The sequence below is a fragment of the Alkalicoccobacillus gibsonii genome, assembly GCF_016798245.1.
GTDB lineage: Bacteria > Bacillota > Bacilli > Bacillales > Bacillaceae_D > Alkalicoccobacillus > Alkalicoccobacillus gibsonii.
Genome location: NZ_JAEUZA010000005.1, coordinates 1 through 26,120 on the forward strand (window position 1 = coordinate 1; position 26,120 = coordinate 26,120).

Below are 26,120 nucleotides of genomic sequence, written 5' to 3' on the forward strand. Positions count from 1 at the left end.
GGTGAGTTGATTGCTCAACTGCTGGCGTTGATGTCTCCATCAACTTTCCAATTGCGTAGCATAAGCTACGACTTTTTATACTTATGAGATATCGTGTATCTCTTCGTACGCTTGGCTTTTGTTCAGTTTTCAAAGAACTTGTTTGTCGTTATCAGCGACTTTTAAATAATAACATTTCGTTATTAGGAAGTCAATAACTTTTTTTAAAAGTTTTTCTTGTCCGCTGCAAGATTCCTCCGCAGCGACAAGTAATAATTTATCACGCCACAAGAAATGAGTCAACACTTTTTTCAAAGAAAATCATTTATTTTATATTTTGTTTGAAATATAGCTTTCGCAGGCGTTTCTTTCTTTACTATTGTAACAAATTCTTTCTCTATTAAAACATTTAAAATCAGTTCTAGATCAATTCGATATTCCTGCACCTCTTGAATGGATAGAAGTTCGGAGACAGATACTTCACTATCAATCGAACGAAGTACATCTAGAAAGTGATTAGCTCCGAGCTCCAGCTTAGAGATAATCGCTACCTCAAGGGCTAAGATCAACAATTCAATTCTTTTGTTGAGCGGCTCTTCACTATTTAAAGCCTCTTGATAAAGTTTATGAATTTCAGGCTCTATCTTTTTCACTTGCTCCCAAACCGTCACTTCTGGATAAAAACCATCTTTAATGACCGCTATTCTCGCCAAATGATGAAGCGCGTGAAATAGATTACTGAATCCATCTAAGATATAGCCACGACTAAAAAGAGCCTTCCCCTCTTCAAACCTGCGAAGTAGCTTCGCAAATTGAATCGTTAATTTCTTCGTACGATCTCCAGGTGGAAATGTATCAATGCGCTGCTTTACTTCCTGCATAAACTCATTTCGATCGTAAACAATCTTTCCATTTACAAGCCAATCAATTAATCGTCGTTGATTTCCCGTTATTAATGAATAATGCATCATATCCTGGCTCATTGTATGGAAGGCTATCCTTTTACCAGACGCTTCATAATGTTTACTAACCCAGTCTGTCACTCCATCGGAGATTAGCAAAATAATTGCATCGAAGCCGTCTGTACTTAAAAAGGATGAATCGTCTTTCTTTAAAACAAGAATGGCACATGTGTGCTCTTTACTCGCTTGATCCTGATAGAGCTGTCTTAATAAGATATCCATGATGTTCCTCCCCGTAGAAAAAACTGCTCTCAAAATATTGAACCCTCATTCTTTCAATTCAACAAAAATGATGAACTTCCTTCTTCACTATCCTAGAAATGACTGTTTGGATACGCTTTCTATGTTATACTTTTGATAAGGAGGCGGAGAATGGCTATTAAATATTCAAACAAGATTAATAAGATAAGAACCTTTGCTCTTTCCTTAGTCTTTATCGGAATCCTCATTATGTACATAGGCATCTTCTTTAAGGGTAATGCGATTATTATGACGATCGCCATGTTAATTGGCTTTCTTGCCGTTATATCGAGTACGGTTGTCTACTTTTTTATTGGCATGCTTTCAACGAGAGCCGTTCCTGTACAATGTCCTAATTGCGAGGGACATACTAAGGTCTTAGGTAGAGTTGATGCATGTATGCACTGTAATCAGCCGTTAACTGTAGACAAAACTCTTGAAGGCCTAGATTTTGATGAAAACTATAATCGAAAATCAAGTAAATCATAACAACCTAAAAAAATAAAGCCCATCGGTATAAGCTGATGGGCTTTGTATTTGTTCTGTTTAATGTTCAACCTTGCCTTTACAATCTGCACAAGTACCATGAATCTCCATTCGATGGCCACTTACGTCAAAACCAGTAACATGCTCTGCCAACGACTCCACTTCATTAAGTCCAGGGTAATGGAAATCAACGATCTTGCCACATACATTACAAATAGCATGATAATGATCTGTTGTCACACTGTCGAATCGACTGGACGAATCTCCATACGTCAATTCTTTTACAATCCCCACTTCTTTAAATACACGTAGGTTATTATATACAGTTGCAACACTCATATTAGGAAATCTACCTTCAAGCGCTTTATAAATATCATCTGCAGTAGGATGAATCAATGATTCATATAGATACTCCAAAATGGCGTGGCGTTGAGGAGTCATACGGACACGAGTGCTTTTAAGAGCCTCAACTGCTTCATGCAGGCGATGATTTGTTGACATCGACACGCACCTCGCTTTCGAAACCTATTCTTACTTTATAATAATTATAAGGCAAGAATAAACTCCCTGTCAATTAGGCGATTTACTGATTGGCGAGCAGAGCAGATAAATCACCTGACTTCATTAGAAATGACGTGTAACGATGAGGTCGTTTGTCTTTGCGTTGTTTTTTCTTTTCTACATTTAAGCACGCCTCTTTTAATGAGTCACGTAATCCAGGCAGATCATCCTCGTTTGCTCCAAACAAAAATGTCGTACTTCCTTTACGCAAGAATCCTCCAGAGCTTGCAAGCTCTGTCATTCGGTATCCTTTTTCCCTTAATTCTTTTTCCACTTGTTCCTTATAAAAGTCATCTAAAATGCATACGAGTAATTTCATAAGAGCCTCCCTTTTTCAAAAGCCTACGCTTCGTTTAATTCTTTTAGAAAAGCGAGCACTTCATTTGCATGTTCTTTCACACTTACTTTACGCCATTCTTTCACTAAGTTAAAGTCTTTATCAATGATAAAGGTTGAGCGAACAATCCCCATGTATTCTTTACCGAAGTTCTTCTTCAACTGCCATACTCCATACGCTTCTGCTGCTTTAGCCTCTTCATCTGCGAAAAGCGGAAATGGAAGTGAATACTTTTCCGTGAAATTCTGATGTTTTTTAATTGAGTCTGGACTAACGCCAAGTACAACTGCACCTTGATCTTTTAAAGGCGTTGTTAGATCTCTAAAGTCACACGCTTCGGTCGTGCATCCAGGTGTATTATCTTTTGGATAAAAGTAAAGAACGATATGCTGTCCTTTATAATCTGAAAGAGATTTCGTTTCCCCTGTTGTAATTGGTAGTGTAAAGTCTGGTGCCTGTTTGCCAACTTCTGCGGTCATCCAATCATTCCTTTTCTTCATATTATAGTAAATCGTAATCGATTCTTTCTTCATTATCAATGTTTTAGGTCTTTCCATGTATTTTTACCCTATCCTATGTCTGTTTAATCGCCTTGCTCCCTCAAAAAAACTTGCCTACCCCTAACCTGTATGGTTGAATGGCTAAGAGAGACTTAGAAAGCTGGAGGGTATTTTTTTATGGAAAGAGTTAGATCAGAACAATTATATACTGAAGCGAAAGAACATATTTTAGGTGGAGTGAACAGTCCTTCACGTGCATTTAAAGGAGTCGGTGGTGGTACGCCTGTTTTTATGAAACGTGGCTCCGGTGCATACTTCTGGGACGAAGATGATAACAAATATATTGATTATTTAGGCGCGTACGGCCCTATTATTGCCGGACACGCTCATCCGACTATAACAAAAGCAATTCAAACGGCAGCAGAGAACGGAGTATTGTATGGTACACCAACGAAGCTAGAGAATGAATTTGCTGCTAAGTTAAAGAACGCTATTCCATCACTTGAAAAGGTACGATTTGTTAACTCAGGTACTGAGGCTGTCATGACAACGATACGGGTGGCTCGCGCCTATACAGGGCGTGACAAGATCGTTAAATTTGCAGGGTGCTACCATGGACATTCTGATTTAGTTCTTGTGGCCGCTGGGTCCGGACCAGCTACACTTGGTACGCCAGATTCTGCAGGCGTAACAAAAAACATTGCAAAAGAAGTCATTACCGTTCCGTTTAATGATATTGATGCGTATCGCGAGACATTAGAAAAATGGGGTACGGAAATTGCTGCTGTTTTAGTTGAACCGATTGTTGGGAATTTTGGAATGGTTGAACCCGCTCCCGGCTTCCTTCAGCAAGTAAACGAGTTAACTCATGAGCATGGCGGGCTGGTTATTTATGATGAGGTTATTACAGCATTCCGCTTTATGTACGGCGGCGCGCAAGATTACTTAGATGTCTATCCTGACATGACGGCTCTTGGAAAAATTATTGGCGGTGGACTACCAATCGGAGCTTACGGTGGTCGTGCTGATATTATGGAGAAAGTCGCTCCACTTGGACCTGCTTATCAAGCCGGAACAATGGCTGGAAACCCTGCTTCGATGTCAGCTGGAATTGCTTGTTTAGATGTGTTAGCGCAAGAAGGCGTATACGAACACTTAAACAACTTAGGTGAGCGCCTTGAAACAGGATTATTACGCCTAGCACGTAAACATCATGTTAAATGTACGGTGAATCGGGTAAAAGGAGCACTAACACTCTATTTTGGTACTGAGACGATTACGAACTATGATCAAGCCGATGCTACTAATAGTGAACAATTTGCTACCTTCTTTAAAGCAATGCTCGATCAAGGAATTAACCTAGCACCTTCTAAATTTGAGGCTTGGTTCTTAACGATTGCACATACAGCAGCAGACATTGATCAAACGCTTGAGGCGGCCGACCTTGCCTTTGCTGAGGTTGCTGCCACATTCGAATAATCATCGTCTCATTCACTAATCTGGAAAGGATTCATCTAAGATGAAATTAGGAGCTAGAATATTTAAAACGGGGCTTGCGATTATTCTTGCTTTGTATCTCGCTGAATGGGTTGGGTTAGAGCCCCCAACCTTTGCAGCCATTGCAGCAGCGTTTGCCATTCAGCCATCTATCTATCGAACGTTTAAAACCTTGCTTGATCAGTCACAAGCAAACATCATTGGTGCCGTTCTCGGTGTATTGTTTGTCATTACTTTCGGGAACGAACCGTTTGTCGTTGGGGTAGTAGTTGCCTTATCGATAGCTATTATCCTGAAGCTGAATCTTCAGGCTGCTACGATCCCTATCTCCATTGTGACTATTATCATAATTATGGAGACACCAAGCGATAACTTTTTACAATTTGCTGCTGGTCGTTTCTTTTTGATCATACTAGGCATTTTGGCTGCATTTATCGTGAATTTGATTTTCATTCCACCTCGATATGAGTTGAAATTATATGATCGAATGACAAAAGCGGTAAATGAAACCATTCAGTGGCTTATGCTTTTTGTTCATAGAGATGCCGACCTAAAGATGTTAAAACAGGATATTGATCGTCTTTATTCTGAAATGGAAAAGCTTGATACACTGTTTGATCTCTTTAAGGAAGAACGAACATATTTCTTAAAAAGAAGCTTTGGAAAGGCTAGACGGGTCGTTGTGTTTAGACAGATGGTTCATACCTCTAAAAAAGCTCTTGATGTTCTAAGTAGCTTTGATAAACGCTTGAACGAGATAGACGAATTGCCCCCACGAGTGAGAGAGATTATTCAAAGTCAGCTTGAACATTTAACGACGTATCATAACCGAATTATGATGAGATACGCAGGTAAGGTTAGCAGCAACCCTTCCGATGAATTAGTCAGTGATATCGATAAAGGCCAAGCGAAGTTAACAAATTTGTTTGTTACACTTTATGAAGAGCCTGAATTTGATTTGGCACAATGGCACCACTTTTTGCCTGCCATTTCAGAGGTCATTGAATATCATGAGGAACTTGAGTATCTTGATCAATTAGTTGAAAACGTAACCTCTCATAATGAATCAACATAAGAAAAGCCGTGAACAGCTAAAGTTCACGGCTTTTTCTTAATGTAGTTGTTGAACTTGGAACAGCTTATGATAACTGCCTTCCTTCTTCATGAGTTCCTCATGAGATCCGACCTCACTGATTTGTCCATTTTCAATCACAACAATACGATCAGCTGATGTGATTGTCGACAACCGGTGAGCTACTATGAAGGTTGTGCGATCTTTAGCAAGCGTACCTAGCGCCTCTTGAATGTAATGCTCACTTTCAAGATCCAAAGCTGACGTCGCTTCATCAAAAATCAGGATGGGTGGATTCTTTAGGAAAACTCGTGCAATGGCAATTCTTTGTTTCTGCCCACCGGAAAGCTTCACGCCACGTTCCCCTACTTGCGTGTCATATCCATGAGCTAGACCAAGAATAAACTCGTGCGCATTGGCAAGTTTAGCTGCCTGAATGACATCCTCATCTGACGCTTCAGGATTTCCCATCTTAATATTCATCTTGATGGAATCGCTAAATAAGATGTTGTCCTGCAAGACCATCCCGATCTTGTCGCGGAGGGTTCGCACCCGGAAGGATCGTATATCATGATCATCAATTAAGATCCGCCCCTCCGTTACGTCATAAAATCTCGGAATCAGACTGATAAGGGTACTCTTTCCGCCACCGCTCATACCTACAAACGCAATGGTTTCTCCGCTTTGCACATCTAAATTAATATCCATTAAAACGGGTTCGCTTTCTGATTCATACGAAAAGGATACGTGTTGGAACGATACATCTCCGTTCACTTTGTTGAGATCCGATGCTTGATCAGAATCTTTGATATCGTACTTTTCGTCGACAAATTCAAACACCCTATCCATTGATGCAATGGATTGAGTGAGCGTTGTAGATGAGTTAATTAGCCTTCTAAGTGGACTATATAACCTTTCCATATAGAGAACAAAGGCTGTCATTGCTCCGACCTCAAGGCTGTTTGTAATCACAAAGTACCCCGAAACTAATAACACTAGTAAAGGTGCGAAGTCAGTAATCGTATTAACCACTGCAAATGTTTTAGCGTTCCAGTTTGTGTGATCAAGTGCTTTATTTAAAAAATGATTATTTCGTTTAGCAAATGCCTTCTGCTCATGATCTTCGAGAGCGAAGCTTCGGATAATGTTCATTCCTTGCACTCGTTCGTGCAGGTGCCCCTGAACTTCTGCTAACGCCTGAGAACGGTCTCTCGTTAACCCTCGGAGCCTAGCATAGAAATACTTAATGGACAGACCGTACAAAGGAAACATCGAAATAGCTACAATTGTTAGCCAAAAATGTAGATTCATCATAATGATAATGGCAATCACAATCGTAAATAAATCGAGCCAGATATTCATTAATCCTGTAATGACAAAGTTCTTTGTCTGTTCCACATCGTGAATAACTCGAGAGATGATCTCTCCTACTTTTCGGTTGGAATAAAAACGCAAACTGAGCTTCTGAATATGACCAAAGAGTTGATCACGTATATCAAACAATACCCTGTTCCCAATCCACTGTGCGAAATATTGCCTGTAGTATTCAACCGGTGGCCGAATGACGACAAAAAGAAAAAACATTCCTCCCATAATCCAAAATAGGGTGGAAAGCTTATCCGCTTGACTTAAGGCATCGTTTAAAATGAGGTCATCAATGATGTACATCATCACGAGTGGCAGGAGCAATGGGATGCCAAATTTTAAAATACCGATCACAATCGTAGCTGCGATTTGTTTCCAATAAGGCTTTACAAACACCATATACCTACGGATACTACTCAAATTACGTACACCTTCTTCTGAATAAAGAAAGCCTGGAATCCAGGCTTCTTAGCTTATCGATATTGCAGATACCGCTCGTACCAGCTTTCTACAAATTGCGGAGCGAATGGACCTTTTCTTTGGTGAATCCATGAGATCAATTCATCTACACTTCTTCTTAAAATGCCATCTAGCTCCGGAGGATAGTTCATCGCTTTGCTGTGAAGCTCATACTCGTCTTCATCCAAAAGCTTAAAGGTCATGTCCGGAAACACCTTTATGTCGAGATCGTAATCAATATACTTCACTGCCTCGTCATCCCACGTAAAGGGTGTGCCGAGGTTGCAGTAATAGTAAATACCGTCAGAACGAATCATACCGATTGTGTTAAACCACGTTTCCGAATCAAAATAACAGATTGCCGGCTCTCGCGTCCGCCAATTTCGACCATCTGATTCTTTCACGATAATTCGATCATTCCCACCAATTACGACTTTTGACGTCCCTTTAAGCACAATTGTATCTTCCCAAATGCGATGAAGTGATCCATTGTGTTTATAACTATGGATTTGAATATTGCTTCCTACTTTGGGGAAGTTCATAAAAGGCTCCTTTCTATTGATTCGGACGCCATAAACAGGCTAAATCCTGTTTACTGCAAAAATTAACGTACTAACCATCTTTTTATCCACTTTCATTATACAGTTTTCCCTATCGTTTTGAAACGGTAAGCGCCTGAAATGATAAAACAAGCATAAGATTTAATATGTATAGATGTAAAAACGCCCTCTAAACCGGTTGGTCAGAGGGCGTTTGCTCTGTCAAAAAACAGAGTGTTACTGTTGTGTTTTTTTAGACTGAGACTGAGCGTTTTGTTTCTTCACTTGTTGTACATCTGTTTCAGATGCAAATTCAGTGTTGTAGCTCCCTTGTTTAGAAGCTTGGTTTTGCTTTTGAACAGTCTTAGCGTTTGTATTTGTTTTGTTTTCCATGGTTTATCACCTCCACAACAATTAAGATGTCCTGGAGGTGCAAAACTTATGCAAACATTTTTAAGTTAATAATGAAATTCCACCATCAACGATTAATGTTTGTCCACGAACCATATTCGCTTCATCAGATAATAAGAAAATTGCTGCATTTGCTAAATCAGCAGGTTCTACTACTCGACCAGCCGGAGTCCGTTTGGCTGCATCCGCCAGAAGCTCTTCACGGTTTGGAAAATGAGTAAGCGCGTCTGTATCAACCGCTCCACCAGATACAGCATTCACTGCAATATTCATTGGAGCAAGCTCAACGGCTAAGTAACGTGTTAGGGCTTCAACTGCTGCTTTTGATACGCCAACCGTTGTATAGTTAGGTAAGTATCGAATGGAACCAAGTGAACTTAAGCTAACAATTCGGCCTCCTCCACTTTTGGCCATAAGCTTAGCTGCTTCTTGAGCCCCAAAAAGAAGCGCCTTAGCATTAATATCCATTGTCCAATCCCAATGATTTTCTTCTAATTCCATTAATGGACGAAGTACACCTGAGGCTGCATTATTTACAAATACGTCCAGACGGCCATATTCTTCTTCTACCGTCTGAAACAATTCTTTTAATTTCTCTGGCTTTCCAACGTTTGCTTTAACAACAATGGCTTTTTGACCCAATGCTTCAATTTCAGCTGCTGTATCGAGTGCCGGTTGCTTACTTCTTGCATAGTTAATCACTAAATCATAGCCGAGGCCAGCTAAACGTAATGCAATCTGTTTACCAATCCCTCTACTGCTTCCTGTTACGACTGCTACTTTTTGACTCATTTTATTTCCTCCATTCAAATCTGCCCACTTATTATAGCGCATAGCCATCAACCATGAAAGCCACACTAAACGTAAATAAACATATTAGGAGGACTGCAAATGTATGTAGGACGTGATATGACGGAGCTGACAATGATGGGTAAAGACAAATGGACAGATAAAGAGCTTGCCTATTTTCACCATAGCTTAGGACAAATTGCTCCTTATTTAAATCAAGAAGGTGCAGCCATTCATACTCAAATTATAAAAGAAATTGAATCAAGAGGTGGCATGCATCATAGCGCAACCTATACGCAAGGGACGGAAATTCATTATGACTAATGATGAAGAGAAGCAGCTATATTACGTTAACCTTAACCCAATCAGCATGGATACAATTAGTCCCGTGCGTGTCAATGATGGTCAGTTGATTGAATACGAAATTGAAGCGACTTTGAGTGAACGTGAGGACCTTGAACATTTGTTGCATGAGGTTCAAGCTCATGATGTAGAGCTTGGCAATTTAATTAGCTTTAGGCATTTTGATGATACGGAAGGCGATGCTGACAAAAACGAGTATCAACGAGGGTTAAACGATATCTTTGATGAGTTGTATAAATTAGGTACAGAAGAAACAAAGGCTAAGATTAAAGAGATTCATTTAATTAATGATGACATGTAAACACCCATTCGTTTCAAAAAAGAGCGCTAGAGACCTTAGCGCTCTTTAACTATAATCATTAAGATTTAATACACCTAGAGAGTATGGTGTATATCGAGCCTCCATCAAAAGTGGCACATTTACATTAAATAATCGTATGCATTCTTAGCAATTAGGGCTACCGTCACAATGATAAATAGCACCTTCACGTAGCCTGAGCCTTTTTTTATGGCAACGTTAGCTCCTACATAAGCTCCAGCAACCATGGCAAGACCCATTGGCAAACCGTATGCGTAATGAATTGTACCAAAATACATAAAAGTTAGCAGGCCACCAATGTTACTTGCAAAATTCAGTACCTTAGCATTCCCGGCAGCCTCGACAAAATTAAAGCCAAGAAAAATAAAAGAAAATAATAAAAAAGATCCCGTCCCTGGTCCAAGAAAGCCGTCGTAAAAGCCAAGCCCCACTGCTATAAGCGCACCAACTAGCCATACCTTACGAGTAATACGTTGAAACGTAGACAAACTTCCTAGATTTTTATTTATAAGTGTATAAATGGTTACCACTACTAGCAGAAATAAAATGATGGGTTCTAGAATATCCGGAGGAATTTTCTGTACGACGAGTACGCCTAGGACCGATCCTCCAAAGGCCAAAGGAAATAACGTAAAGACGAGTCGCTTATTAATTTGACCATGCTTGAGAAACGATAACATGCTCGTCAAAGACCCCATCGTCCCTGAAAGTTTGTTTGTACCGAGCGCCATCTGAGGCGACATACCTGTGAAAAGAAGGGCAGGCATAGCAATCAATCCGCCCCCTCCCACTACCGCATCAACAAATGCCGCTAGAAAACCGATCACTATTAAAAACAAAAGGATTGATATAGATATTTCGTCCATCTACAAGCATCTCACTTTCTATATCACCACAGAAGGATGTTTTACCACTCTGAATTCAAACATTATTCCGTTATTTATTTTTTAGAATCTATAAGGATTAAAACGCTGATAATGTTAACAGAAACTAAACTCCTACTTAAAAATTCGATTTTGATTGTCCACCATCAACGTTTAAGGTTGCTCCTACTACCCAGCTTGCTTTTTGCGAGGCTAAGAACACAACGGTATGGGCGATTTCTTCTGCTGTACCAAATCGTCCAGCCGGAATTTCTGCTTCTACAAATGCTTTCATCTTTTCAGGGTTTTCATCCACACGTTTTTGCCAATTTCCTGACGGGTGTAAAATGGATCCTGGGGCGACTCCGTTCACACGCACTCCATATTGAATGGCTTCATCTGCAAAGGCTTTAGTGAAGCTAATTAAGGCTGCCTTCGCACCATTATAGGTCGGTTTACCACCTGCTTCACGACCAAACACTGATGAGATGTTGACGATTACCCCACCTTGTTTTTGCTTCATCTGTTGGAAGGCCAATTTGCTAAAATGTACCGCAGAGAAGTAATTTAAATCAAAGGCTTCTTGAAATGTATTCATCTCTGTTTCCTCAATGGTAGAACCATTACTTCCACCTACGTTATTGATTAAGATATCAACAGTTCCAAGAGCTTCTGTTACGTTTTTGAATGCTCTTTCGCGTTCACTCTCAATTGAAAGATCAGCTTGCACTGTATGGATATTCAATTCCCTTTCACACTGCAGTAATTCTTTCTCACCACGGGCCGCAACGGCAACTGTCGCCCCTTCCTCTAGAAATGCTTTAGCGATGGCTCGTCCAATTCCTTTTGAACCCCCGGTTACAAAAACAACTTTCCCTTTTAACTGCAAGTCCATGCTTATTCACCTCGTATAGAATGTGTAATAATCTTTTGATGTGACACCGGAAAAGCAAATGTTTCTAATTCAGCCTCCGTCACCCAACGCAATGGCGTTTCTTTTGTCGTGATTGCTTCTTCTGCTTCCGCTTCGTATACATTTATGTTCCAGATAATATGTGAAAACACATGCTCAATCGTCTGAACAGAATCTGAATACGTATATGCGTCAATGCCATATTCCGCCTTTAGTCCTTGTTCTAATTCCTGCTGTGAACCAGCTTGAAAAACTTCAAAGTTAGGGAATTGCCATAAACCTGCGAGTAACCCCTTTTCAGATCGTTTTTCAATGAGAAACTGGCCTTTTTTGTTTTTCACAATAAATGCAGCCATTTGTTTCGGAATAGCCTTCTTCTTTTTTGATTTCACCGGAAGCTCGTTTTGTAAACCTTGTTTGTAAGCCCCACATTCACTTTGCACTGGACATAGCAAGCAACCTGGTGAGGTCGGTGTACAGACAAGCGCACCAAGCTCCATTAATCCTTGATTAAAGGCAGAAGGGTCTTCAGGGTCAATTAATTCATAAAGTTCGTTTTCAAAGGTTTTTCTTGTTTTTGCTTTTGCAATATCTTCGTCAATCAGTAGCACTCTCGATAGTACTCTCATGACATTTCCATCTACAGCGGGTTCAGCTTTGTTATAAGCAATACTTAAGATGGCTCCTGCTGTATAAGGTCCAACCCCTTTTAAAGAGGAGATTTCTTCCCTCGTATTTGGAACAACTCCCGCATATTCAGAAACAACTTCACGGACTGCCGTTTGTAAATTTCGTACACGGGAATAATAACCTAAGCCTTCCCAAGCTTTTAAAATTTCATCTTCGGTCGCATCAGCTAATGCAGTAAGTGTTGGAAACTGACGCATGAAATTTAAGTAAAAAGGAATAACCGTATCTACTCTCGTTTGTTGAAGCATAATCTCCGAAACCCAAACACGGTATGGGTCCCGATTTTCACGCCATGGAAGGTCCCGTTGGTTATGGTAAAACCAGCTAATAAGCTGGGATCGGAATGCTTGAATGTTGATTTGTTCTGTACAGCGTAATTCCAAACGTGCTCACTCCTTACTTCTTTTTTGCAAAGGCCCAGCAATGTAACTTATCGAGGCCACCATCAATGGAATCTTCTAGAGCTCGAAAAACGGTATGGGTTTTGATTTGACGAAGCTCTTTTAAACGCTGATAATGGGAGAACGATGATGCGACAAACATTTCAACGTACAATAAAGGTTGATCGCATGCCTCAAACCATTCAATGTTTGTTGCTCCTTCTTGAGCCAACTCGTTTAGAATTGTAGGCATATTCGCTTCATATGACACCTTAGCATCAGCTTGAATTTTATATTCAATAAATACACGTATCGATTGATTCATAACCACTCATCCTTATCACCTGATTTGGGTTGGAACCATTAAAGGAGGCTCCCCTGTTTCATGGATACAACAACACATATTGTGATGGGTATTAGCCTTGGTGGACTAGCAACGATAGACCCTGCTGTCGCATCTAATCCTGTAATGCCAGGCGCAGTTATGGCTTGCGCAATTATTGGTTCACAGGCACCCGACTTTGATACCGTTTTGAAATTAAGAAATAATGCCGTATATATTCGAAATCACCGCGGCCTAACACATTCCATTCCAGCTGTATTAATCTGGACACTTCTTATCTCAGGAGTTATTTCCCTTTTAGTCAGTGGGTCAGATTGGCTTCATTTACTGCTTTGGACTTTTATTGCTGTCTTCTTACATGTATTTGTAGACATTTTTAATGCATATGGAACTCAAGCACTCCGCCCCTTTTCAAATAGGTGGATTGCACTCGGAGTCATTAATATCTTTGATCCGTTTATCTTCACAGCTCACTTAATCGCCATTCTTTTATGGTGGAGCAACCTGTTAACTGCAGGACCTGTGTTCTTAAGTCTATATGGACTTTTAATTGTGTATTATGGCTGGCGAATCTTTGAGAAAAAACAAGTGGTTCAAAATGCAAGACAGCTGCATCCTGATGCGACTCACATCTTTGTTTCACCATCCATTCGTTGGAATCAGTGGCATCTCGTCATTCGAACACCAACTATGCTTCATGTTGCAGAATCAAGACAGCGTGAGATCAACTTTTTTGAACGGTATAAGTTTGTACCTATTCCTGAGACTGATATTATTAATGCCGCAAGAAAAGATCCCAACTTGTCTGCATTCCTCTCCTTTTCTCCAACGTACCGTTGGGAAGTTGATGAAAGCAAAGATGGTATGCAAGAGGTTCGCTTTTACGATTTGCGCTACCGTAGTAAAGGGCATTATCCGTTTGTAGCCATTGTGCAGATGGACCAAGATTATAACATTGTTTCATCGTATACCGGCTGGGTATTTAGTGAAGAAACACTCCAGAAAAAATTGAAAGTTGTTACGTAATGTAAAAAGGAGGTTGACCAAAGGGTCTCCTCCTTTTTGTCTAAACTATTCGTTCAAGTGACTGAATTTCTTTTGACCTGGCTCATATCGATGTAAATATGGACCATATTGCTCAATCCATTTAATCACAATAGCTTCGGTTGTTTCAGGTCCTCTATATGGACGACCTGCCTTTGCCCGAGTAGCTTCAAAGTCCTCCCATAGACTCTCTACCCACGTTCGTGCTTGATCCTTAGTCATCTCAGAATTTTTTCCAAGTAGTCGTTCAGCTAGTTCTTCAAATCGTTTTTCCATTTATCATTCTCCTTTACAATAATTACGTCTTATAGTTCTTCGTTTCTAACACACAATAGAAGTAGGCCACCAGGAGAGGAGGCTGCAGCATGAGAAACAAAGCATCTCAATTTCCAGGTAGGATCTCCTTATCCGGAGAGCCTAAAGCAAAACCTGAATTCTCTTCAAAACGTGCTGATGGTACGATTGCGGATCGACCTCAAGAGCGGATGTTTCGCTCAAACACCAATCATTCAAGCAAATGACGGAGGTGGCAAGTGTAATGAGTCATAAACAACGTTTTAGTTCTCACTACAAAGATCCCTTTCAATCGCCACGGGCTAATGCTAAAAAGTCCTTTAACCAAGTGAATGGCGAAACCGAACAAAGTCAGCACAACATTATTTTAGAGAAACAAATGAGAACCCGTACGTAATGTTTATCTGAAGCAGGGAATTCACTTCCCTGCTTTTTTTATTGTTCAATTAGCGAAATGGGGATCCCCTCTAAATTTGTTTCATTGTTACGATAGCCCCAAGCAAAGTGTCCATTCATATAAGAAACCGCGAAGGTGGAGTGTCCATCCTTTAATGAATACGTCTGTCCAGGCTTAATATCCTCAGGATTTAGCAAGTATGCTTTTGCTAACAACACTCGACGTTCGTACACCGCAAATTCGTTAACCATCCCCATTTGCTCTGCCTTTTTTGCTTTTTCATTTAACGCAACAATTTCTTGTCTTAACTCAGGAGCCGTCATTTCACTAAATCGCTTTTCACTCATTCCCATCATCCCCTCTTTCATGACCCTCAAGATAGGATTCAATCATTCCGATTGAAAACCCCTTTTGGTACAATGCTTGTTTCATTTTAAAGCGTATTTCATTTCCTGTAACCTTTTTTGACAGTTTTCTTTCGAGCTTCTCAGCCTGGAAAGTTAATGCGTCTAGCTCGTCGGTATCTTCTTGAGGCTCTAAGCGTTCAAGAACCTCCTGAATGGAGCTTGAACGGAATCCTTTTCCGCGTAGCTGCTGAAACAACTTTTGTTTTTGGGCACTTGTCGATTCTTTTGCTGACTTTCTTTTTTGTTTCTCAACCCACTTTTCAATAAGAACTCGCTCATCTTCCTCATTAAATTGATCGAGTGCTTCGTCTGTCACAGTCTGATGAACCCCTTTTTGCTTCAGCTCTTGACTGAGCTTCATAGGACCTTTGATTTGAGAAGCGGACTTTGACCGGATATAGGACGAAGCAAAGGTTTTGTCATCTAAGTATCCATGTTCTTTAAATGTAGCAATAGCTGTTTTGATATGTTCAGGTTGTCGTTCTTTTTTCTCTAGATAATCAATCATCTCTTGCACCGTTCGCATGCGGTAAGAAAGATAATGAAGCCCGAGATTAATCGTCTTTTTCTTTTCATCCTCATCAATTAACTCTTTTAAAGCTTCTTCATCAATCTCTAAGCCTTTACGTAAGTTATATTTTACAAAAACATTCTGGTCAACGGCAAAACCAAATGTTTCCTTCCCTTCCGCTGTAAGGTATATATTCAATCGTTCCTTATTTCGCTTCTGCATTGTAATTCGACTAATCACAGCCATACGTATCCTCCTTTCTGATCAAAAGAAGTCTTGAACCCGCAGACATTCGGGTATACTCACTGTAACATCATACACTTTAGGAGGCTAAATATGAAGATCGCAATCACAGGAGGAAGTGGATTTATTGGACAGAAGCTCACTTCAAAATTAACTTCAGCCGGTCACGAAGTCCTCATTCTTACTCGAAACTTAGAAGGAAAACAAGCGAAGGATCATGTGTCATATGTTAAATGGATGAGCCAAGATGCCACACCTGAAGTTGAGCTTGAAGGAATAGATGCAATCGTTAACTTAGCTGGTGAATCCATTATGGGGCGCTGGACAAAAGAAAAAAAGGAAAAGATCTTAAATAGTCGTATAGAAGCTACCGAAGCTGTACTCTCTATTATTCAGAAGCTTAAACAAAAACCAACTGTTCTACTGAATGCCTCAGCTATAGGCTATTACGGGATTTCCGGTTCAAAGGATTTTGTTGAAGGCTCAGAGCCAGATGAACCTAATTTTCTTTCAGAGGTTACACAGAAGTGGGAGGCTTGTGCACAAAAGGCTGAAGAATTCGGGCTAAGAGTGGTCTTTGGAAGGATTGGCATTGTCTTAGATTCAAAAGAAGGCGCCCTCCCTCTTATGGTTTTACCTTATAAGCTTTTTGCTGGGGGCACGCTCGGAACAGGAAAGCAATGGATGTCTTGGATTCATATCGATGATCTAGTGTCGCTTTATCAATTTGCCATAGAAAACAATGACGTTCATGGTCCGTTAAATATTACTGCACCTAACCCGATGCAGATGATTGAATTCGGTAAAACGATTTCTTCCGTCATTCATAAACCTCATTGGTTACCTGCGCCTAGATTCGCAATGACAACCCTTTTAGGAGAAATGAGTACATTGATCGTTGATGGTCAAAAGGTATTCCCAAGGAAAGCGCAGGATCATGGATATACATTTACCTATAGTGAGTTAAAGCCTGCTCTTACCGATCTAATCGGTTAAATAAGCGAATAAGCCAACATTTAAAAAGTTCAAATAATTGTGGTTTAAGCTACGGTTCATCGGGTACGTATATACAGGAAACAGACAGATGATGGGGGCTACGTCTGCTCAGTCGTAGTTAGAGAGTTGCATGCGTCTTTATGGCTTCATAGGTCGTTTGCCTCTCTCCTTGCTTATCGTTAACATGATGAGTGGAGTTTGTTTCCAATTAAAAATACAGCAACTTAAAAAGGGGTGAAGACAATGAGCAAACAGACAGCAACAATCGTTCCAGTTACATTTGAAAAAGCGAAAAAAGAAGACAGTAAAGCGATGTGGGAGCTCGTAAACAATACGACTCTCGATCAAAACTCACCTTACAAATATATGATGATGGCTGATTTCTTTACCGAAACATGTGTAGTAGCTAAGCAAGACGAGAAGTTAGTGGGGTTCGTGACGGCATTTATTCAACCAGAACGCCCAGATACTCTATTTGTTTGGCAGGTCGGCGTTGATTCCTCTCAAAGAGGAAAGGGTCTCGCTTCTAAGATGATCAAGGAATTAGCTCAATGGAATGCGAATCAAGTCCATTTTATTGAAGCCACAGTTACACCTTCAAACGAAGCATCTAGAGCGTTATTCCATAAGCTTGGTAGAGAGTTCAACACAAACTGCGAGGTATCAGATCATTTCTCAGCCTCCCTTTTCCCAGATAACAGCCATGAAAAAGAACAACTATTTAGAATTGGTCCATTCCATGTATAAAAAAGATACAGGTATCTATCTAAAGGAGGAGTACTTTAAAACATGACTCATAAAACGGATATGAACATTTTTGCTCAATTGGAATCAGAGGTTAGAAGTTACTGCCGCAGCTTTCCCACCGTTTTTACAAAGGCAAAAGGATCAAAAATGTGGGACGAAGATGGCAAGGAATACATTGACTTCTTCTCAGGTGCAGGTGCTCTTAACTATGGTCATAATGACCCTGTAATGAAAGAGAAGCTCGTTGACTATATTATGAATGACGGAATCACTCACTCCCTTGATATGGGTACAACAGAGAAAGCGACTTTCCTTAAAGAATTTAATGAGACAATCTTAAAACCACGCGATTTAAACTACAAGGTGATGTTCCCTGGCCCAACAGGTACAAACACAGTAGAAAGTGCTCTAAAGCTTGCTAGAAAAGTAACGGGTCGTACAGACGTCATTAGCTTCACAAATGGGTTTCACGGTATGACGATTGGAGCTCTTTCAGTAACAGGTAACTCCTTTAAAAGAAAAGGTGCCGGCATTCCACTTACACACACAGTAACAATGCCCTATGACAATTTTGTCAGCGACGAACTCGACACTCTGGAGTATCTCGAGCGCTTCCTAGAAGATGGAGGCAGCGGCGTAGCCATCCCGGCAGCCATTATTCTCGAGACAGTCCAAGGTGAAGGCGGTATTAACGCCGCACGATACGAGTGGCTTAAAAAAGTGGAGGAAATATGCAGGCGCTGGGACATCCTTTTAATTGTTGATGATGTTCAAGCGGGAATTGGAAGAACAGGTTCTTTCTTTAGCTTTGAAAAAGCAGGAATTAAACCTGACATTGTTTGTCTCTCCAAGTCAATAAGTGGTTATGGTCTGCCACTTGCCTTGACATTAATTAAACCGGAATATGACATCTGGGAGCCTGGTGAGCACAATGGTACGTTCAGAGGAAACAACCATGCATTCGTTACTGCAACGGCAGCGCTTACGTATTGGAAGGATGACCAATTCGAGAAGAAGATTACGAAACAATCTGAACGCTTGTATTCATTCTTAGAGGATCTTGTAGCAAGTTATCCAGAGCTTGAAGGACAAGTACGTGGACGAGGATTTATGGTTGGTGTTTGTTCTGCGAAAGAAGGGCTCTCTGAAAAGATCGCTGCTCAGGCGTTTGAAAGAGGACTCATTATGGAAACGGCTGGACCTAAAGATGAAGTCTTTAAGCTCTTCCCTGCTCTAACAATCTCTGATGAAGAGCTTGAAAAGGGACTTCAAATGATTAAAGAATCAGTAGAAGCAACAGTGCATCCAAAAGAATTAGTGACGAACGGATAAGTCATGTTGAACTGGAGGAATACGAGATGAAAGTAGTATCATTAAACGATGTAATTGGAACAGATCGAGAAGTAGAAGCAGAAAACGGAAATTGGGTAAGCAGACGTTTGTTATTCAAAAAAGATGGTATGGGCTACTCCGTTAACGATACCATCATCCGAGCTGGTACTGAGACTCACATCTGGTATCAAAATCACTTAGAAGCTGTGTATTGTATTGAAGGCTCTGGAGAAGTAGAAACCATTAAGGATGGAAAAGTCTGGCCCATCAAGGCTGGAGATATCTATGCATTAGATGAACACGATGAGCATTTGTTACGTGCTCATGAAGGCGGGGACATGCGCATGGTCTGCGTATTCAACCCACCACTTACGGGCCGAGAGCATCATGATGAAAATGGTGTGTATCCAGTTGATAACGAAGAATAAGTAAAAAAGAGGCGAGTATCCATTTGGATATTCGCCTCTTTTTATTCTTGCCTGCATCTTAATGAACAATCATCTGTTCAAATTCAATCTCCTTAGGATCAATACCTATTTTGCTTAGAAACTCAATGACCTCTTCCATTGTATCTAAAGGATATTGAGTTTGGCATAGATGACTCGTGCGCTTTAAGCTCTCTTGAAATGACTCGTTTTGAGCTAAATCACTTTTCACTAAATAAATGGCTTTTAATACTTTCTCGTCTCGTTCAAAGCTAACAAATCCATCACTTTGATTAAAGTAAACAATTAACGGAACATGTGTATGTGGATGTATAATATGTGCTTTAAATAAATTCACGTTGTCCTCCTCCCCCTTAAATGTACTGAATCATTAATCTGACTCCTGTTAACATAGAAACAGTTTAGTTTACTTTTAGGATTATGTGCATCAAATTAGCTTTATTAACCGAAACCCTTAAAGACCTAATACCTTCTTACCATGCGGTATAAACATGTTCTACTATAATAGATCGATTAATGGGATGGCAACTATCTTCCTCGTTATTTATAAAAAAGGACCCGAATGAATACAATTGCATTCATTCGGGTCCGACGCGCTCTATGAAAAGAAGAAACTAAGTCCAAACACTGTAGCAAATCCGACAAGCCCAATAATGGTTTCCATCACAGTCCATGATTTCAAAGTATCCTTCTCTGTCATACCTAAAAACTGTTTAACAAGCCAGAATCCTGTGTCATTCACGTGGGATAACACCGTAGCTCCACACGCAATGGCAATTGCTATAAGTGCCAAAGATGGCTGCGATAAGTCCACTAATTCAACGATCGGAGACACCAATCCTGCTGCTGTAATCATGGCTACAGTTGCTGAACCCTGCGCTACTCGGACAAACGTTGAAATTAAGAAAGCGAGTAGCACAAGCGGAAAACCTGACGATGCCATTAAGTCTCCCATCGCATCTCCAACTCCACTTTCAATCAGAACTTCCTTAAACACTCCGCCTGCTCCAGTAATCAGAATGACAATCCCAGCCGGTTCAAGTGCTTTTGTCGCCATGGTTTGAAGCTCATGCTTCGACACACCTCGTTTGGTACCTAATAAGTACATAGCGAGAAGAGTCGCTACAATTAACGCTACAAAAGGATGTCCTATAAAGGTTAATACGGTTAATAACTGTCCTTCTTTTAGCCATAACTCTCCACCAGTATTAAGCAAGATTAAAAATAATGGCGTTAAAATGATAAAGCAGATCAATCCAAAGCTTGGTAACTTCTGCTTTGTTGCACTAACCTCTTCTGCAGCACGTGCTACATGGTCAGGAACCCCTACAAACACCTTATTCCCAACATACCGACCAAAAATTGGTCCAGCAACGATTAGTGCAGGAATTCCTGCAATGATACCAAACAGCATCATCCATCCTAGATCAACATTTAACACCTGGGCAACTGCGATGGGTCCTGGCGTTGGAGGAATAAAGCTATGGGCAACCGCAAGTCCTGCAAGTAGTGGGATTGCATAATAGAGCAGGGATTTCCCTGTACGTAAAGCAAGGCTATACACAATTGGAATTAAGATAACAAGGGCAACATCTAAGAATACAGGAATGGCAACCAGGAACCCCGTTAGCCCTAATGCCCATTGAGCTCGGTTCTCACCAAATTTGTCTACTAGCGTAAACGCTAACCTTTCCGCTCCCCCTGAGCTTCTTAACACTTCACCAAACATTGCACCGAGCCCAACAACAATCGCAATAAAGCCAAGTGCTCCGCCCATACCTGCCTCAATTGTTTCGAGCAGATATTCAGGACTCATTCCAGTTGCTAGCCCTATTAAAATACTTACTATTAATAGGGCCAGAAATGCCTGCATTTTTGAATACATGATTAAAAAGAGTAAAACAGCAACACCGATGACGGTGATCAAAATTAAACCTGTTGTTGACATCCTACACACTCCCTACCATTCAGCTACACTATGATCCTTATGTCTCCAAATTGGATTCCGCCAATTATGTCCCGTTTCAGCCATTTTACGGACATGCTTTTCATTGACTTCGATACCTAGTCCCGGCTTATCTGGAATATCTACATACCCGTCCTTATACTTGAACACGCTACCATCCGTTAAATAGTCTAATAAGTCAGAGCCTTCATTGTAATGAATACCAAGACTCTGTTCTTGAATAAACGCATTATGACACGTGGCATCTACTTGAAGGCATGCCGCCAATGCAATGGGACCAAGTGGACAATGGGGAGCAGCTGCTACATCAAATGCTTCTGCCATTGAAAGGATCTTTTTGTTTTCTGTAATGCCTCCTGCGTGAGATAAATCAGGCTGGATAATGTCTACATAGCCATCTTTTAATAAGTTCTTAAAATCCCACTTTGAATACATCCGTTCTCCTGTTGCAATTGGGATGACTGTATGATTGGCAATCTCTCGCAGAGCCTCGTTATTTTCTGGTAGTACAGGTTCTTCTATAAACATCGGTCTAAATGGCTCAAGCTCCTTGGCAAGAATCTTAGCCATCGGTTTATGAACACGTCCGTGAAAGTCAATTCCTATTCCTATGTAAGGACCAACTGCCTCTCGTATGGCCGACACATTCGCAAGAACTCGGTCAATTTTTTCATGCGAATCAATGTACTGGAGCTCGTCCGTGGCATTCATCTTAATGGCTTGGAATCCTTTATCAACCACTGCTTTTGCCTGGGCAGCTACATCAGATGGTCGATCTCCACCAATCCATGAGTACACCTTAATGGATTCTCTTGCCTTTCCACCTAATAGTTGGTGAATCGGTGTATTGTAGAACTTTCCCTTTATGTCCCACAATGCTTGGTCAATACCTGAAATGGCACTCATTAGAATGGGACCTCCACGGTAAAATCCACCGCGATACATCACATTCCAATGATCTTCAATCTGAAGCGGGTCCTTCCCAATTAAATGTTCCATCAGTTCATCGACGGCTGCTTTAACGGTTGAAGCTCGTCCTTCAATGACTGGCTCTCCCCAACCTACTAAGCCTTCATCGGTCTCAATTTTTAGAAACAACCATCTTGGTTGCACCTGAAACAATTCGTAAGCTGTAATTTTCATCTTTACGCACCCTTTCGTACTTTACATTATTAAAGTGATTGTGTGTATAATAGGCTAAATTACGATTACATCTATAGCCAAAGAGAACGGTTACAATTTAATTAGAACCTAACTCTTTGACAATAGAGTTGTTACGGGTTGAAGTCTATCATTCATTCTAGTAAAATTCAACAGATTCACCCTAGGTATGATACCGTTCTCATACCTAAAAAAAGAAGCATGGAAACGTTGCTTCCATGCTTCTAGGTTTAATTCTCTTTAACTAACTCCGTCACACACTCAACCTGTGCTGTCCACGGGAACATATCAACTGGCTGAATGTTTGCTACCTTGTACCCTGCCGCTCTTAACTGTTCAACATCCTTTGCAAGGGTAGATGGATTACAGGATACATACACAATACGCGATGGCTTTGTTTGTTTTAAAGTGGTGAGTAGCTTTTGATCACATCCCGTTCGAGGAGGATCTACTACCACAACATCTGGTGTCCATCCTTGTTTCACCCATTCTGGCAGCCATTCTTCTGCCTTTCCAACCTCATACTCATAAGCTTGAACTTGGTTGTTTGCTGCATTCGCGCGGGCATTTTCAATTGCATCAGGGATCACATCCATGCCTCTTATTTCTGCAGCTTGATCAGCTAGCCACAATCCAATGGTTCCTACTCCACAATATGCATCAACAAGCTTTTCTTTTCCTGTTAGCTTGGCTGCTTTCTTGGCTTCATCATATAAAACAACCGTTTGCTCAGGATTTAATTGAAAGAATGCTCTGGCAGAAAGAGAGAATGATACATCTCCAAGTGTTTCTTCCAATGTTTCCTCTCCAGATACGAGTGAAGTACGATCTCCAAAAATGATGGACGTTTTTTGGTCATTGATATTTTGCATAAATGATGTCACTTCAGGAAGACGTTTCTTCACTTCTTCCATCATTTGTTTTCGCTTCGGAAGTGTTTCTTCGGCCGTAACAAGGACAAGCTGAACATCGCCTGTTTTAAAGCTTACACGAGTGACAATTGTGCGAATGGCTCCGCGATGCTTTCGTTCATTATAAATAGAAATATTTAAGTCTTGAAGAATCTGTTTCATTACCTGCGTCACATGGTTCGAGCGCTTATGTTGGACCATACAGGCAGACAGATCAATTAACTTATGAGATTTCTCAGCATACAATCCTGCGTGTACAACCCCTTTAGTCTTATTCACCTGCATCTGACTTTTGTTACGGTAATACCAAGGATCCTGCATTCCTTTAGTCTGTTGAATAGTCAATGCTTCTTGTTTAATCGTTGTATACCGCTCAAACGCTTGTCTTACGATATCTGCTTTTTCACGTAAGGTTGCAGCATACTCCATATGCTGAAGCTGGCACCCTCCACACTGATCATAGATTGGACACGGTGGTGTAATCCGCTCGGGCGATGACTTACGAATCTTCTTAATGCTTGCTTCAGAGAAGCGTTCCCCTGCTTGAGTAACCTTAGCTACTATCTCTTCTCCAGGGATTGCACCTGGTACAAAGACCACATGTCGCTTATAGTAGCCTACACCTTCTCCATTAATTCCAAGCCTTTTTATTGTAAGTGGAAATTGCTGTCCAACCTCCACCTTTGTTTTAGGATCAGAACTACCTTGTTTCACTGATTTCATTTTTGACACTCCCATAATTAATAACTAAAAGAAGTATACCATGTTCACTGATCTTCCTAAACTTACTAAACACGTATCGCTTTTTCTCTGATAAAATAGAAGCGTAATGGCTAGTAGAGGAGTGAAACAATTTGTCTATCCCCACAGACGTAGCGTCCTTAAAAATAATGGCGCATGTCTATAAACGTAAAAGCGCTCAATCTACATTTGAAAAGACAGTAGAAAGCCTTGTAAGTTCTGTACCTTATATTGATTGGGTTGGAATTTACCTTTATGAAGATCTAAATCATAAACTCGTTGCCGCTTCTTGTTTTGAAAATGACATGCAATGGACGTGTAATGGTGAACTTAAATTTCCAATTCACGACTCTGCAGAGAAAGAAATTGGGCTCATGATTGTACGTAGCAAACATTCCATTGCCTTTGATGTAACGGACGTCTCTACATTAAAAACAATTGCCGCAGCGATCGGACAAGAAACGCTTGTGAATTAGACTTTTATGACTAAAAAGACCCCGAATCATTATGATCGAGGTCTTTTTAGTTTATTAAAAGGATGGAATCTGTTTTTGCATTGTGAGATCATCTAAACTTTCAAACGTATATCCTTGTTTTTTCGCTTCATCAATGACCCGTGGAAGAGCTTCTGCGTTATCACTTGAGACTGAGTGGAGAAGCATGATGGCTCCCGGATGAATTCGCTCCATAATTTTATTATAGGCATAATCTCCGCCCTTTTGCTTATTCACATCCCAATCTGCATAAGCAAGTGACCAAAATACGTTTATATAACCTTCTTCTTCTGACTTGTGAAGGCTATGCTCACTAAATTCGCCACGTGGTGGGCGTAAATAATTCATATATTCGATTCCAGTTAACTCGGCGAACCGTTTTTTTACCTTAATTAATTCATTGGCTAGTCGTTCATCATCAATAGCGGGTAAGCTCGGATGATGCCAAGAATGATTACCGACGATATGTCCTTCATTCACCATACGTTTAATGAGATCTGGAGCCGAATCTAAATAATGTCCTGTCACAAAAAAAGCAGCAGGTACTTTTTTATCTCGAAGCACATCAAGTACTTTTTCTGTGTAGCCATTTTCATACCCATTATCAAATGTTAAATAAAGAACTTTCCTCTCCGTGTCTCCTGTAAAATAACCACCAGACTCGTCGAGCATTCGAATAAATTCAGGCTCTGTTGTTGCAAGCTCTTGGTCTTTTGCTGGCTTAAAGCCCCAATGTAAAACATTCCGATCGTAAGCAAATGCTTGCTCACTTTGGATACCTACTATCATGCTAAGTAGAAGCATGATTGCTAACACTCGTTTTATCTGCTTTTTCATATACTCACCTCAATGAACAGCTGTTTACTCATAGCATGCATCAAGTGATTATTTTTACTTGCTCCATTTTTTGGGACAAAAAAAGCCAATTCACTTTACATGAATTGGCTTTTGCATTATTCAACAATTAAAGTGGCGAGCATTTCTGCATGACCTGCGCCACAAGGAATCGTACAACGAATTGTGTACTCACCTGGTTCAAGCGTTGTATTAACTGAACCCTCTCCTGAGATTGAAACATCAGTACCGTCTACTTCAATACCATGGTGGCCTTCAACATTTTCAAGGGCAATGTTAATATCTCCAGCAGGCACCGTATAGCTTTCCTGATCAAACGCCCAATTTGTTGCTTTCAACACGACTTGTTCACCAATTACCTCTTCTGGTTCGTTCTCTTCTGCTTGGTCATTGCCAGCTGCTCCGCATGCTGTAATCGCAATGAGAAGAAACAGCGCAACTAATATAAATAACATCTGCTTTAACTTCATCTGACTAACTACCTCCAACCTTGTCCTTTTCCCCTTA

The 26,120-nt window shown here is 40.6% G+C and carries 34 protein-coding genes; 13 read left to right on the top strand and 21 right to left on the bottom strand.

Translation table 11 applies throughout. From position 1 onward, the window contains the following. Window positions 1-290: 290 nt before the first annotated feature. Window positions 291-1,163: a nucleotidyltransferase-like protein gene (locus JNO66_RS16860; protein WP_203090284.1), complete on the bottom strand. Its 873-nt coding sequence runs from the start codon at window positions 1,161-1,163 to the stop codon at window positions 291-293. Between the two features lie 150 nt (window positions 1,164-1,313). Between JNO66_RS16860 and JNO66_RS16865 the strand changes: the two genes are divergently transcribed. Next, window positions 1,314-1,670 carry a YgzB family protein gene (locus JNO66_RS16865; RefSeq protein WP_203090286.1) on the top strand — a complete coding sequence of 119 codons (357 nt, stop codon included), beginning with the start codon at window positions 1,314-1,316 and terminating at the stop codon, window positions 1,668-1,670. 57 nt (window positions 1,671-1,727) lie between these two features. Here the strand turns inward: JNO66_RS16865 and perR are convergent, their stop codons facing one another. The 3 genes from perR to bcp all read right to left on the bottom strand — a co-directional run bounded on the left by perR (window position 1,728) and on the right by bcp (window position 3,044). Then, window positions 1,728-2,168, bottom strand: a complete 441-nt coding sequence (gene perR, locus JNO66_RS16870; protein WP_203090296.1) for a Fur family transcriptional regulator — start codon at window positions 2,166-2,168, stop codon at window positions 1,728-1,730. Between the two features lie 82 nt (window positions 2,169-2,250). After that, window positions 2,251-2,547 carry a cyclic-di-AMP receptor gene (locus tag JNO66_RS16875; RefSeq protein ID WP_203090298.1) on the bottom strand — a complete coding sequence of 99 codons (297 nt, stop codon included), beginning with the start codon at window positions 2,545-2,547 and terminating at the stop codon, window positions 2,251-2,253. 23 nt (window positions 2,548-2,570) lie between these two features. Further along, window positions 2,571-3,044, bottom strand: a complete 474-nt coding sequence (gene bcp, locus JNO66_RS16880) for a thioredoxin-dependent thiol peroxidase (RefSeq protein WP_203090650.1) — start codon at window positions 3,042-3,044, stop codon at window positions 2,571-2,573. A 198-nt stretch (window positions 3,045-3,242) separates the two neighbouring features. Here bcp and JNO66_RS16885 point away from each other — a divergent pair, with 198 nt between their 5' ends. Further along, complete coding sequence (locus tag JNO66_RS16885) at window positions 3,243-4,544, top strand: glutamate-1-semialdehyde 2,1-aminomutase (RefSeq protein ID WP_203090300.1); 1,302 nt, start codon at window positions 3,243-3,245, stop codon at window positions 4,542-4,544. A 40-nt stretch (window positions 4,545-4,584) separates the two neighbouring features. Continuing rightward, window positions 4,585-5,637 (top strand): FUSC family protein, encoded by a 1,053-nt coding sequence (locus JNO66_RS16890; RefSeq protein WP_203090302.1) that lies wholly within the window; start codon window positions 4,585-4,587, stop codon window positions 5,635-5,637. Between the two features lie 36 nt (window positions 5,638-5,673). On the opposite strand, the gene JNO66_RS16895 is transcribed toward JNO66_RS16890, so the two are convergent. From JNO66_RS16895 to fabL, 4 genes are all read right to left on the bottom strand, one after another. Then, entirely contained in the window at window positions 5,674-7,419 is a 1,746-nt protein-coding gene (locus JNO66_RS16895) for an ABC transporter ATP-binding protein (RefSeq protein WP_273753657.1), read from the bottom strand. 53 nt (window positions 7,420-7,472) lie between these two features. Further along, complete coding sequence (gene ntdP, locus JNO66_RS16900; protein ID WP_203090303.1) at window positions 7,473-8,000, bottom strand: nucleoside tri-diphosphate phosphatase; 528 nt, start codon at window positions 7,998-8,000, stop codon at window positions 7,473-7,475. A 234-nt stretch (window positions 8,001-8,234) separates the two neighbouring features. Next, window positions 8,235-8,390, bottom strand: a complete 156-nt coding sequence (locus JNO66_RS16905) for a gamma-type small acid-soluble spore protein (protein ID WP_203090304.1) — start codon at window positions 8,388-8,390, stop codon at window positions 8,235-8,237. Between the two features lie 60 nt (window positions 8,391-8,450). Then, window positions 8,451-9,200, bottom strand: coding sequence for an enoyl-[acyl-carrier-protein] reductase FabL (gene fabL, locus JNO66_RS16910; protein ID WP_203090305.1), 750 nt, complete (start codon window positions 9,198-9,200; stop codon window positions 8,451-8,453). A gap of 99 nt (window positions 9,201-9,299) precedes the next feature. On the opposite strand from fabL, the gene JNO66_RS16915 reads away from it, so the two are divergent. Further along, window positions 9,300-9,521, top strand: a complete 222-nt coding sequence (locus JNO66_RS16915) for a cytosolic protein (protein WP_203090306.1) — start codon at window positions 9,300-9,302, stop codon at window positions 9,519-9,521. Further along, window positions 9,514-9,861 carry a hypothetical protein gene (locus JNO66_RS16920; protein WP_203090307.1) on the top strand — a complete coding sequence of 116 codons (348 nt, stop codon included), beginning with the start codon at window positions 9,514-9,516 and terminating at the stop codon, window positions 9,859-9,861. Before JNO66_RS16915 ends, JNO66_RS16920 begins: the two co-directional genes overlap by 8 nt. 119 nt (window positions 9,862-9,980) lie before the next feature. Here the strand turns inward: JNO66_RS16920 and JNO66_RS16925 are convergent, their stop codons facing one another. From JNO66_RS16925 to JNO66_RS16940, 4 genes are all read right to left on the bottom strand, one after another. Continuing rightward, on the bottom strand, window positions 9,981-10,745 hold the full coding sequence (locus tag JNO66_RS16925; protein ID WP_203090308.1) for a TSUP family transporter: 765 nt from the start codon (window positions 10,743-10,745) through the stop codon (window positions 9,981-9,983). A 136-nt stretch (window positions 10,746-10,881) separates the two neighbouring features. After that, window positions 10,882-11,637, bottom strand: coding sequence for an SDR family NAD(P)-dependent oxidoreductase (locus JNO66_RS16930; RefSeq protein WP_203090309.1), 756 nt, complete (start codon window positions 11,635-11,637; stop codon window positions 10,882-10,884). Window positions 11,638-11,639: 2 nt separating this feature from the next. Further along, window positions 11,640-12,728 carry an A/G-specific adenine glycosylase gene (gene mutY, locus JNO66_RS16935; protein WP_203090311.1) on the bottom strand — a complete coding sequence of 363 codons (1,089 nt, stop codon included), beginning with the start codon at window positions 12,726-12,728 and terminating at the stop codon, window positions 11,640-11,642. A 13-nt stretch (window positions 12,729-12,741) separates the two neighbouring features. Beyond that, entirely contained in the window at window positions 12,742-13,050 is a 309-nt protein-coding gene (locus JNO66_RS16940; protein WP_203090312.1) for a hypothetical protein, read from the bottom strand. Window positions 13,051-13,110: 60 nt separating this feature from the next. Between JNO66_RS16940 and JNO66_RS16945 the strand changes: the two genes are divergently transcribed. Then, entirely contained in the window at window positions 13,111-14,094 is a 984-nt protein-coding gene (locus tag JNO66_RS16945) for a metal-dependent hydrolase (RefSeq protein ID WP_203090314.1), read from the top strand. A gap of 45 nt (window positions 14,095-14,139) precedes the next feature. Here JNO66_RS16945 and JNO66_RS16950 read toward each other — a convergent pair whose 3' ends face one another. Beyond that, complete coding sequence (locus JNO66_RS16950; RefSeq protein WP_203090316.1) at window positions 14,140-14,388, bottom strand: YfhJ family protein; 249 nt, start codon at window positions 14,386-14,388, stop codon at window positions 14,140-14,142. Window positions 14,389-14,477: 89 nt separating this feature from the next. On the opposite strand from JNO66_RS16950, the gene sspK reads away from it, so the two are divergent. Together sspK and JNO66_RS16960 are read left to right on the top strand one after the other, a co-directional pair. Then, a complete protein-coding gene (gene sspK / locus JNO66_RS16955; RefSeq protein ID WP_203090318.1) occupies window positions 14,478-14,633 on the top strand; it encodes a small, acid-soluble spore protein K in 156 nt (51 codons plus the stop codon). A gap of 17 nt (window positions 14,634-14,650) precedes the next feature. Beyond that, complete coding sequence (locus JNO66_RS16960) at window positions 14,651-14,803, top strand: YpzG family protein (protein ID WP_203090320.1); 153 nt, start codon at window positions 14,651-14,653, stop codon at window positions 14,801-14,803. A 38-nt stretch (window positions 14,804-14,841) separates the two neighbouring features. Here the strand turns inward: JNO66_RS16960 and JNO66_RS16965 are convergent, their stop codons facing one another. Next, window positions 14,842-15,150, bottom strand: coding sequence for a YfhH family protein (locus JNO66_RS16965; RefSeq protein WP_203090322.1), 309 nt, complete (start codon window positions 15,148-15,150; stop codon window positions 14,842-14,844). Further along, a complete protein-coding gene (gene recX / locus JNO66_RS16970) occupies window positions 15,143-15,967 on the bottom strand; it encodes a recombination regulator RecX (protein WP_203090324.1) in 825 nt (274 codons plus the stop codon). Before recX ends, JNO66_RS16965 begins: the two co-directional genes overlap by 8 nt. 90 nt (window positions 15,968-16,057) lie before the next feature. On the opposite strand from recX, the gene JNO66_RS16975 reads away from it, so the two are divergent. From JNO66_RS16975 to JNO66_RS16990, 4 genes are all read left to right on the top strand, one after another. After that, the gene (locus JNO66_RS16975; RefSeq protein WP_203090326.1) at window positions 16,058-16,960 is read left to right on the top strand and encodes a TIGR01777 family oxidoreductase; all 903 of its coding nucleotides are present in this window, start codon (window positions 16,058-16,060) and stop codon (window positions 16,958-16,960) included. A gap of 243 nt (window positions 16,961-17,203) precedes the next feature. Beyond that, window positions 17,204-17,707, top strand: a complete 504-nt coding sequence (gene ectA, locus JNO66_RS16980; protein WP_203090327.1) for a diaminobutyrate acetyltransferase — start codon at window positions 17,204-17,206, stop codon at window positions 17,705-17,707. 42 nt (window positions 17,708-17,749) lie between these two features. Next, window positions 17,750-19,039: a diaminobutyrate--2-oxoglutarate transaminase gene (gene ectB / locus JNO66_RS16985; RefSeq protein ID WP_203090328.1), complete on the top strand. Its 1,290-nt coding sequence runs from the start codon at window positions 17,750-17,752 to the stop codon at window positions 19,037-19,039. Between the two features lie 26 nt (window positions 19,040-19,065). After that, a complete protein-coding gene (locus JNO66_RS16990; RefSeq protein WP_203090330.1) occupies window positions 19,066-19,467 on the top strand; it encodes an ectoine synthase in 402 nt (133 codons plus the stop codon). 58 nt (window positions 19,468-19,525) lie between these two features. Here the strand turns inward: JNO66_RS16990 and JNO66_RS16995 are convergent, their stop codons facing one another. The 4 genes from JNO66_RS16995 to rlmD form a co-directional block, all read right to left on the bottom strand. Next, on the bottom strand, window positions 19,526-19,822 hold the full coding sequence (locus JNO66_RS16995; protein ID WP_203090332.1) for a hypothetical protein: 297 nt from the start codon (window positions 19,820-19,822) through the stop codon (window positions 19,526-19,528). Between the two features lie 261 nt (window positions 19,823-20,083). After that, window positions 20,084-21,433, bottom strand: coding sequence for a GntP family permease (locus tag JNO66_RS17000; protein WP_203090334.1), 1,350 nt, complete (start codon window positions 21,431-21,433; stop codon window positions 20,084-20,086). 12 nt (window positions 21,434-21,445) lie between these two features. Then, window positions 21,446-22,594 carry a galactonate dehydratase gene (gene dgoD / locus JNO66_RS17005; protein WP_203090336.1) on the bottom strand — a complete coding sequence of 383 codons (1,149 nt, stop codon included), beginning with the start codon at window positions 22,592-22,594 and terminating at the stop codon, window positions 21,446-21,448. A gap of 248 nt (window positions 22,595-22,842) precedes the next feature. Then, complete coding sequence (gene rlmD / locus JNO66_RS17010) at window positions 22,843-24,246, bottom strand: 23S rRNA (uracil(1939)-C(5))-methyltransferase RlmD (protein ID WP_203090338.1); 1,404 nt, start codon at window positions 24,244-24,246, stop codon at window positions 22,843-22,845. A gap of 131 nt (window positions 24,247-24,377) precedes the next feature. Here rlmD and JNO66_RS17015 point away from each other — a divergent pair, with 131 nt between their 5' ends. Then, window positions 24,378-24,740, top strand: coding sequence for a GAF domain-containing protein (locus JNO66_RS17015; RefSeq protein ID WP_203090340.1), 363 nt, complete (start codon window positions 24,378-24,380; stop codon window positions 24,738-24,740). A 54-nt stretch (window positions 24,741-24,794) separates the two neighbouring features. Here JNO66_RS17015 and pdaA read toward each other — a convergent pair whose 3' ends face one another. Together pdaA and JNO66_RS17025 are read right to left on the bottom strand one after the other, a co-directional pair. Further along, window positions 24,795-25,595, bottom strand: a complete 801-nt coding sequence (pdaA, locus tag JNO66_RS17020) for a delta-lactam-biosynthetic de-N-acetylase (RefSeq protein ID WP_203090342.1) — start codon at window positions 25,593-25,595, stop codon at window positions 24,795-24,797. A gap of 116 nt (window positions 25,596-25,711) precedes the next feature. Further along, window positions 25,712-26,083, bottom strand: a complete 372-nt coding sequence (locus JNO66_RS17025; protein WP_203090343.1) for a cupredoxin domain-containing protein — start codon at window positions 26,081-26,083, stop codon at window positions 25,712-25,714. Between the last annotated feature and the right edge of the window lie 37 nt (window positions 26,084-26,120).

Excerpts from the sequence above, each read along its gene's own strand:
- JNO66_RS17025 (WP_203090343.1), bottom strand. The coding sequence starts at position 26,083 with ATGAAGTTAAAGCAGATGTTATTTATATTAGTTGCGCTGTTTCTTCTC.
- JNO66_RS16950 (WP_203090316.1), bottom strand. The coding sequence starts at position 14,388 with ATGGAAAAACGATTTGAAGAACTAGCTGAACGACTACTTGGAAAAAAT.
- JNO66_RS16975 (WP_203090326.1), top strand. The coding sequence starts at position 16,058 with ATGAAGATCGCAATCACAGGAGGAAGTGGATTTATTGGACAGAAGCTC.
- JNO66_RS16925 (WP_203090308.1), bottom strand. The coding sequence starts at position 10,745 with ATGGACGAAATATCTATATCAATCCTTTTGTTTTTAATAGTGATCGGT.
- JNO66_RS16875 (WP_203090298.1), bottom strand. The coding sequence starts at position 2,547 with ATGAAATTACTCGTATGCATTTTAGATGACTTTTATAAGGAACAAGTG.
- JNO66_RS16930 (WP_203090309.1), bottom strand. The coding sequence starts at position 11,637 with ATGGACTTGCAGTTAAAAGGGAAAGTTGTTTTTGTAACCGGGGGTTCA.
- JNO66_RS16885 (WP_203090300.1), top strand. The coding sequence starts at position 3,243 with ATGGAAAGAGTTAGATCAGAACAATTATATACTGAAGCGAAAGAACAT.
- JNO66_RS16890 (WP_203090302.1), top strand. The coding sequence starts at position 4,585 with ATGAAATTAGGAGCTAGAATATTTAAAACGGGGCTTGCGATTATTCTT.
- ntdP (WP_203090303.1), bottom strand. The coding sequence starts at position 8,000 with ATGAACTTCCCCAAAGTAGGAAGCAATATTCAAATCCATAGTTATAAA.
- recX (WP_203090324.1), bottom strand. The coding sequence starts at position 15,967 with ATGGCTGTGATTAGTCGAATTACAATGCAGAAGCGAAATAAGGAACGA.
- JNO66_RS17000 (WP_203090334.1), bottom strand. The coding sequence starts at position 21,433 with ATGTCAACAACAGGTTTAATTTTGATCACCGTCATCGGTGTTGCTGTT.
- perR (WP_203090296.1), bottom strand. The coding sequence starts at position 2,168 with ATGTCAACAAATCATCGCCTGCATGAAGCAGTTGAGGCTCTTAAAAGC.
- fabL (WP_203090305.1), bottom strand. The coding sequence starts at position 9,200 with ATGAGTCAAAAAGTAGCAGTCGTAACAGGAAGCAGTAGAGGGATTGGT.
- JNO66_RS16990 (WP_203090330.1), top strand. The coding sequence starts at position 19,066 with ATGAAAGTAGTATCATTAAACGATGTAATTGGAACAGATCGAGAAGTA.
- JNO66_RS16915 (WP_203090306.1), top strand. The coding sequence starts at position 9,300 with ATGTATGTAGGACGTGATATGACGGAGCTGACAATGATGGGTAAAGAC.
- bcp (WP_203090650.1), bottom strand. The coding sequence starts at position 3,044 with ATGACCGCAGAAGTTGGCAAACAGGCACCAGACTTTACACTACCAATT.
- JNO66_RS16860 (WP_203090284.1), bottom strand. The coding sequence starts at position 1,163 with ATGGATATCTTATTAAGACAGCTCTATCAGGATCAAGCGAGTAAAGAG.
- JNO66_RS16965 (WP_203090322.1), bottom strand. The coding sequence starts at position 15,150 with ATGAGTGAAAAGCGATTTAGTGAAATGACGGCTCCTGAGTTAAGACAA.
- rlmD (WP_203090338.1), bottom strand. The coding sequence starts at position 24,246 with ATGAAATCAGTGAAACAAGGTAGTTCTGATCCTAAAACAAAGGTGGAG.
- dgoD (WP_203090336.1), bottom strand. The coding sequence starts at position 22,594 with ATGAAAATTACAGCTTACGAATTGTTTCAGGTGCAACCAAGATGGTTG.
- JNO66_RS16940 (WP_203090312.1), bottom strand. The coding sequence starts at position 13,050 with ATGAATCAATCGATACGTGTATTTATTGAATATAAAATTCAAGCTGAT.
- JNO66_RS16865 (WP_203090286.1), top strand. The coding sequence starts at position 1,314 with ATGGCTATTAAATATTCAAACAAGATTAATAAGATAAGAACCTTTGCT.
- ectB (WP_203090328.1), top strand. The coding sequence starts at position 17,750 with ATGACTCATAAAACGGATATGAACATTTTTGCTCAATTGGAATCAGAG.
- sspK (WP_203090318.1), top strand. The coding sequence starts at position 14,478 with ATGAGAAACAAAGCATCTCAATTTCCAGGTAGGATCTCCTTATCCGGA.
- JNO66_RS16920 (WP_203090307.1), top strand. The coding sequence starts at position 9,514 with ATGACTAATGATGAAGAGAAGCAGCTATATTACGTTAACCTTAACCCA.
- JNO66_RS16945 (WP_203090314.1), top strand. The coding sequence starts at position 13,111 with ATGGATACAACAACACATATTGTGATGGGTATTAGCCTTGGTGGACTA.
- pdaA (WP_203090342.1), bottom strand. The coding sequence starts at position 25,595 with ATGAAAAAGCAGATAAAACGAGTGTTAGCAATCATGCTTCTACTTAGC.
- JNO66_RS16960 (WP_203090320.1), top strand. The coding sequence starts at position 14,651 with ATGAGTCATAAACAACGTTTTAGTTCTCACTACAAAGATCCCTTTCAA.
- ectA (WP_203090327.1), top strand. The coding sequence starts at position 17,204 with ATGAGCAAACAGACAGCAACAATCGTTCCAGTTACATTTGAAAAAGCG.
- JNO66_RS16905 (WP_203090304.1), bottom strand. The coding sequence starts at position 8,390 with ATGGAAAACAAAACAAATACAAACGCTAAGACTGTTCAAAAGCAAAAC.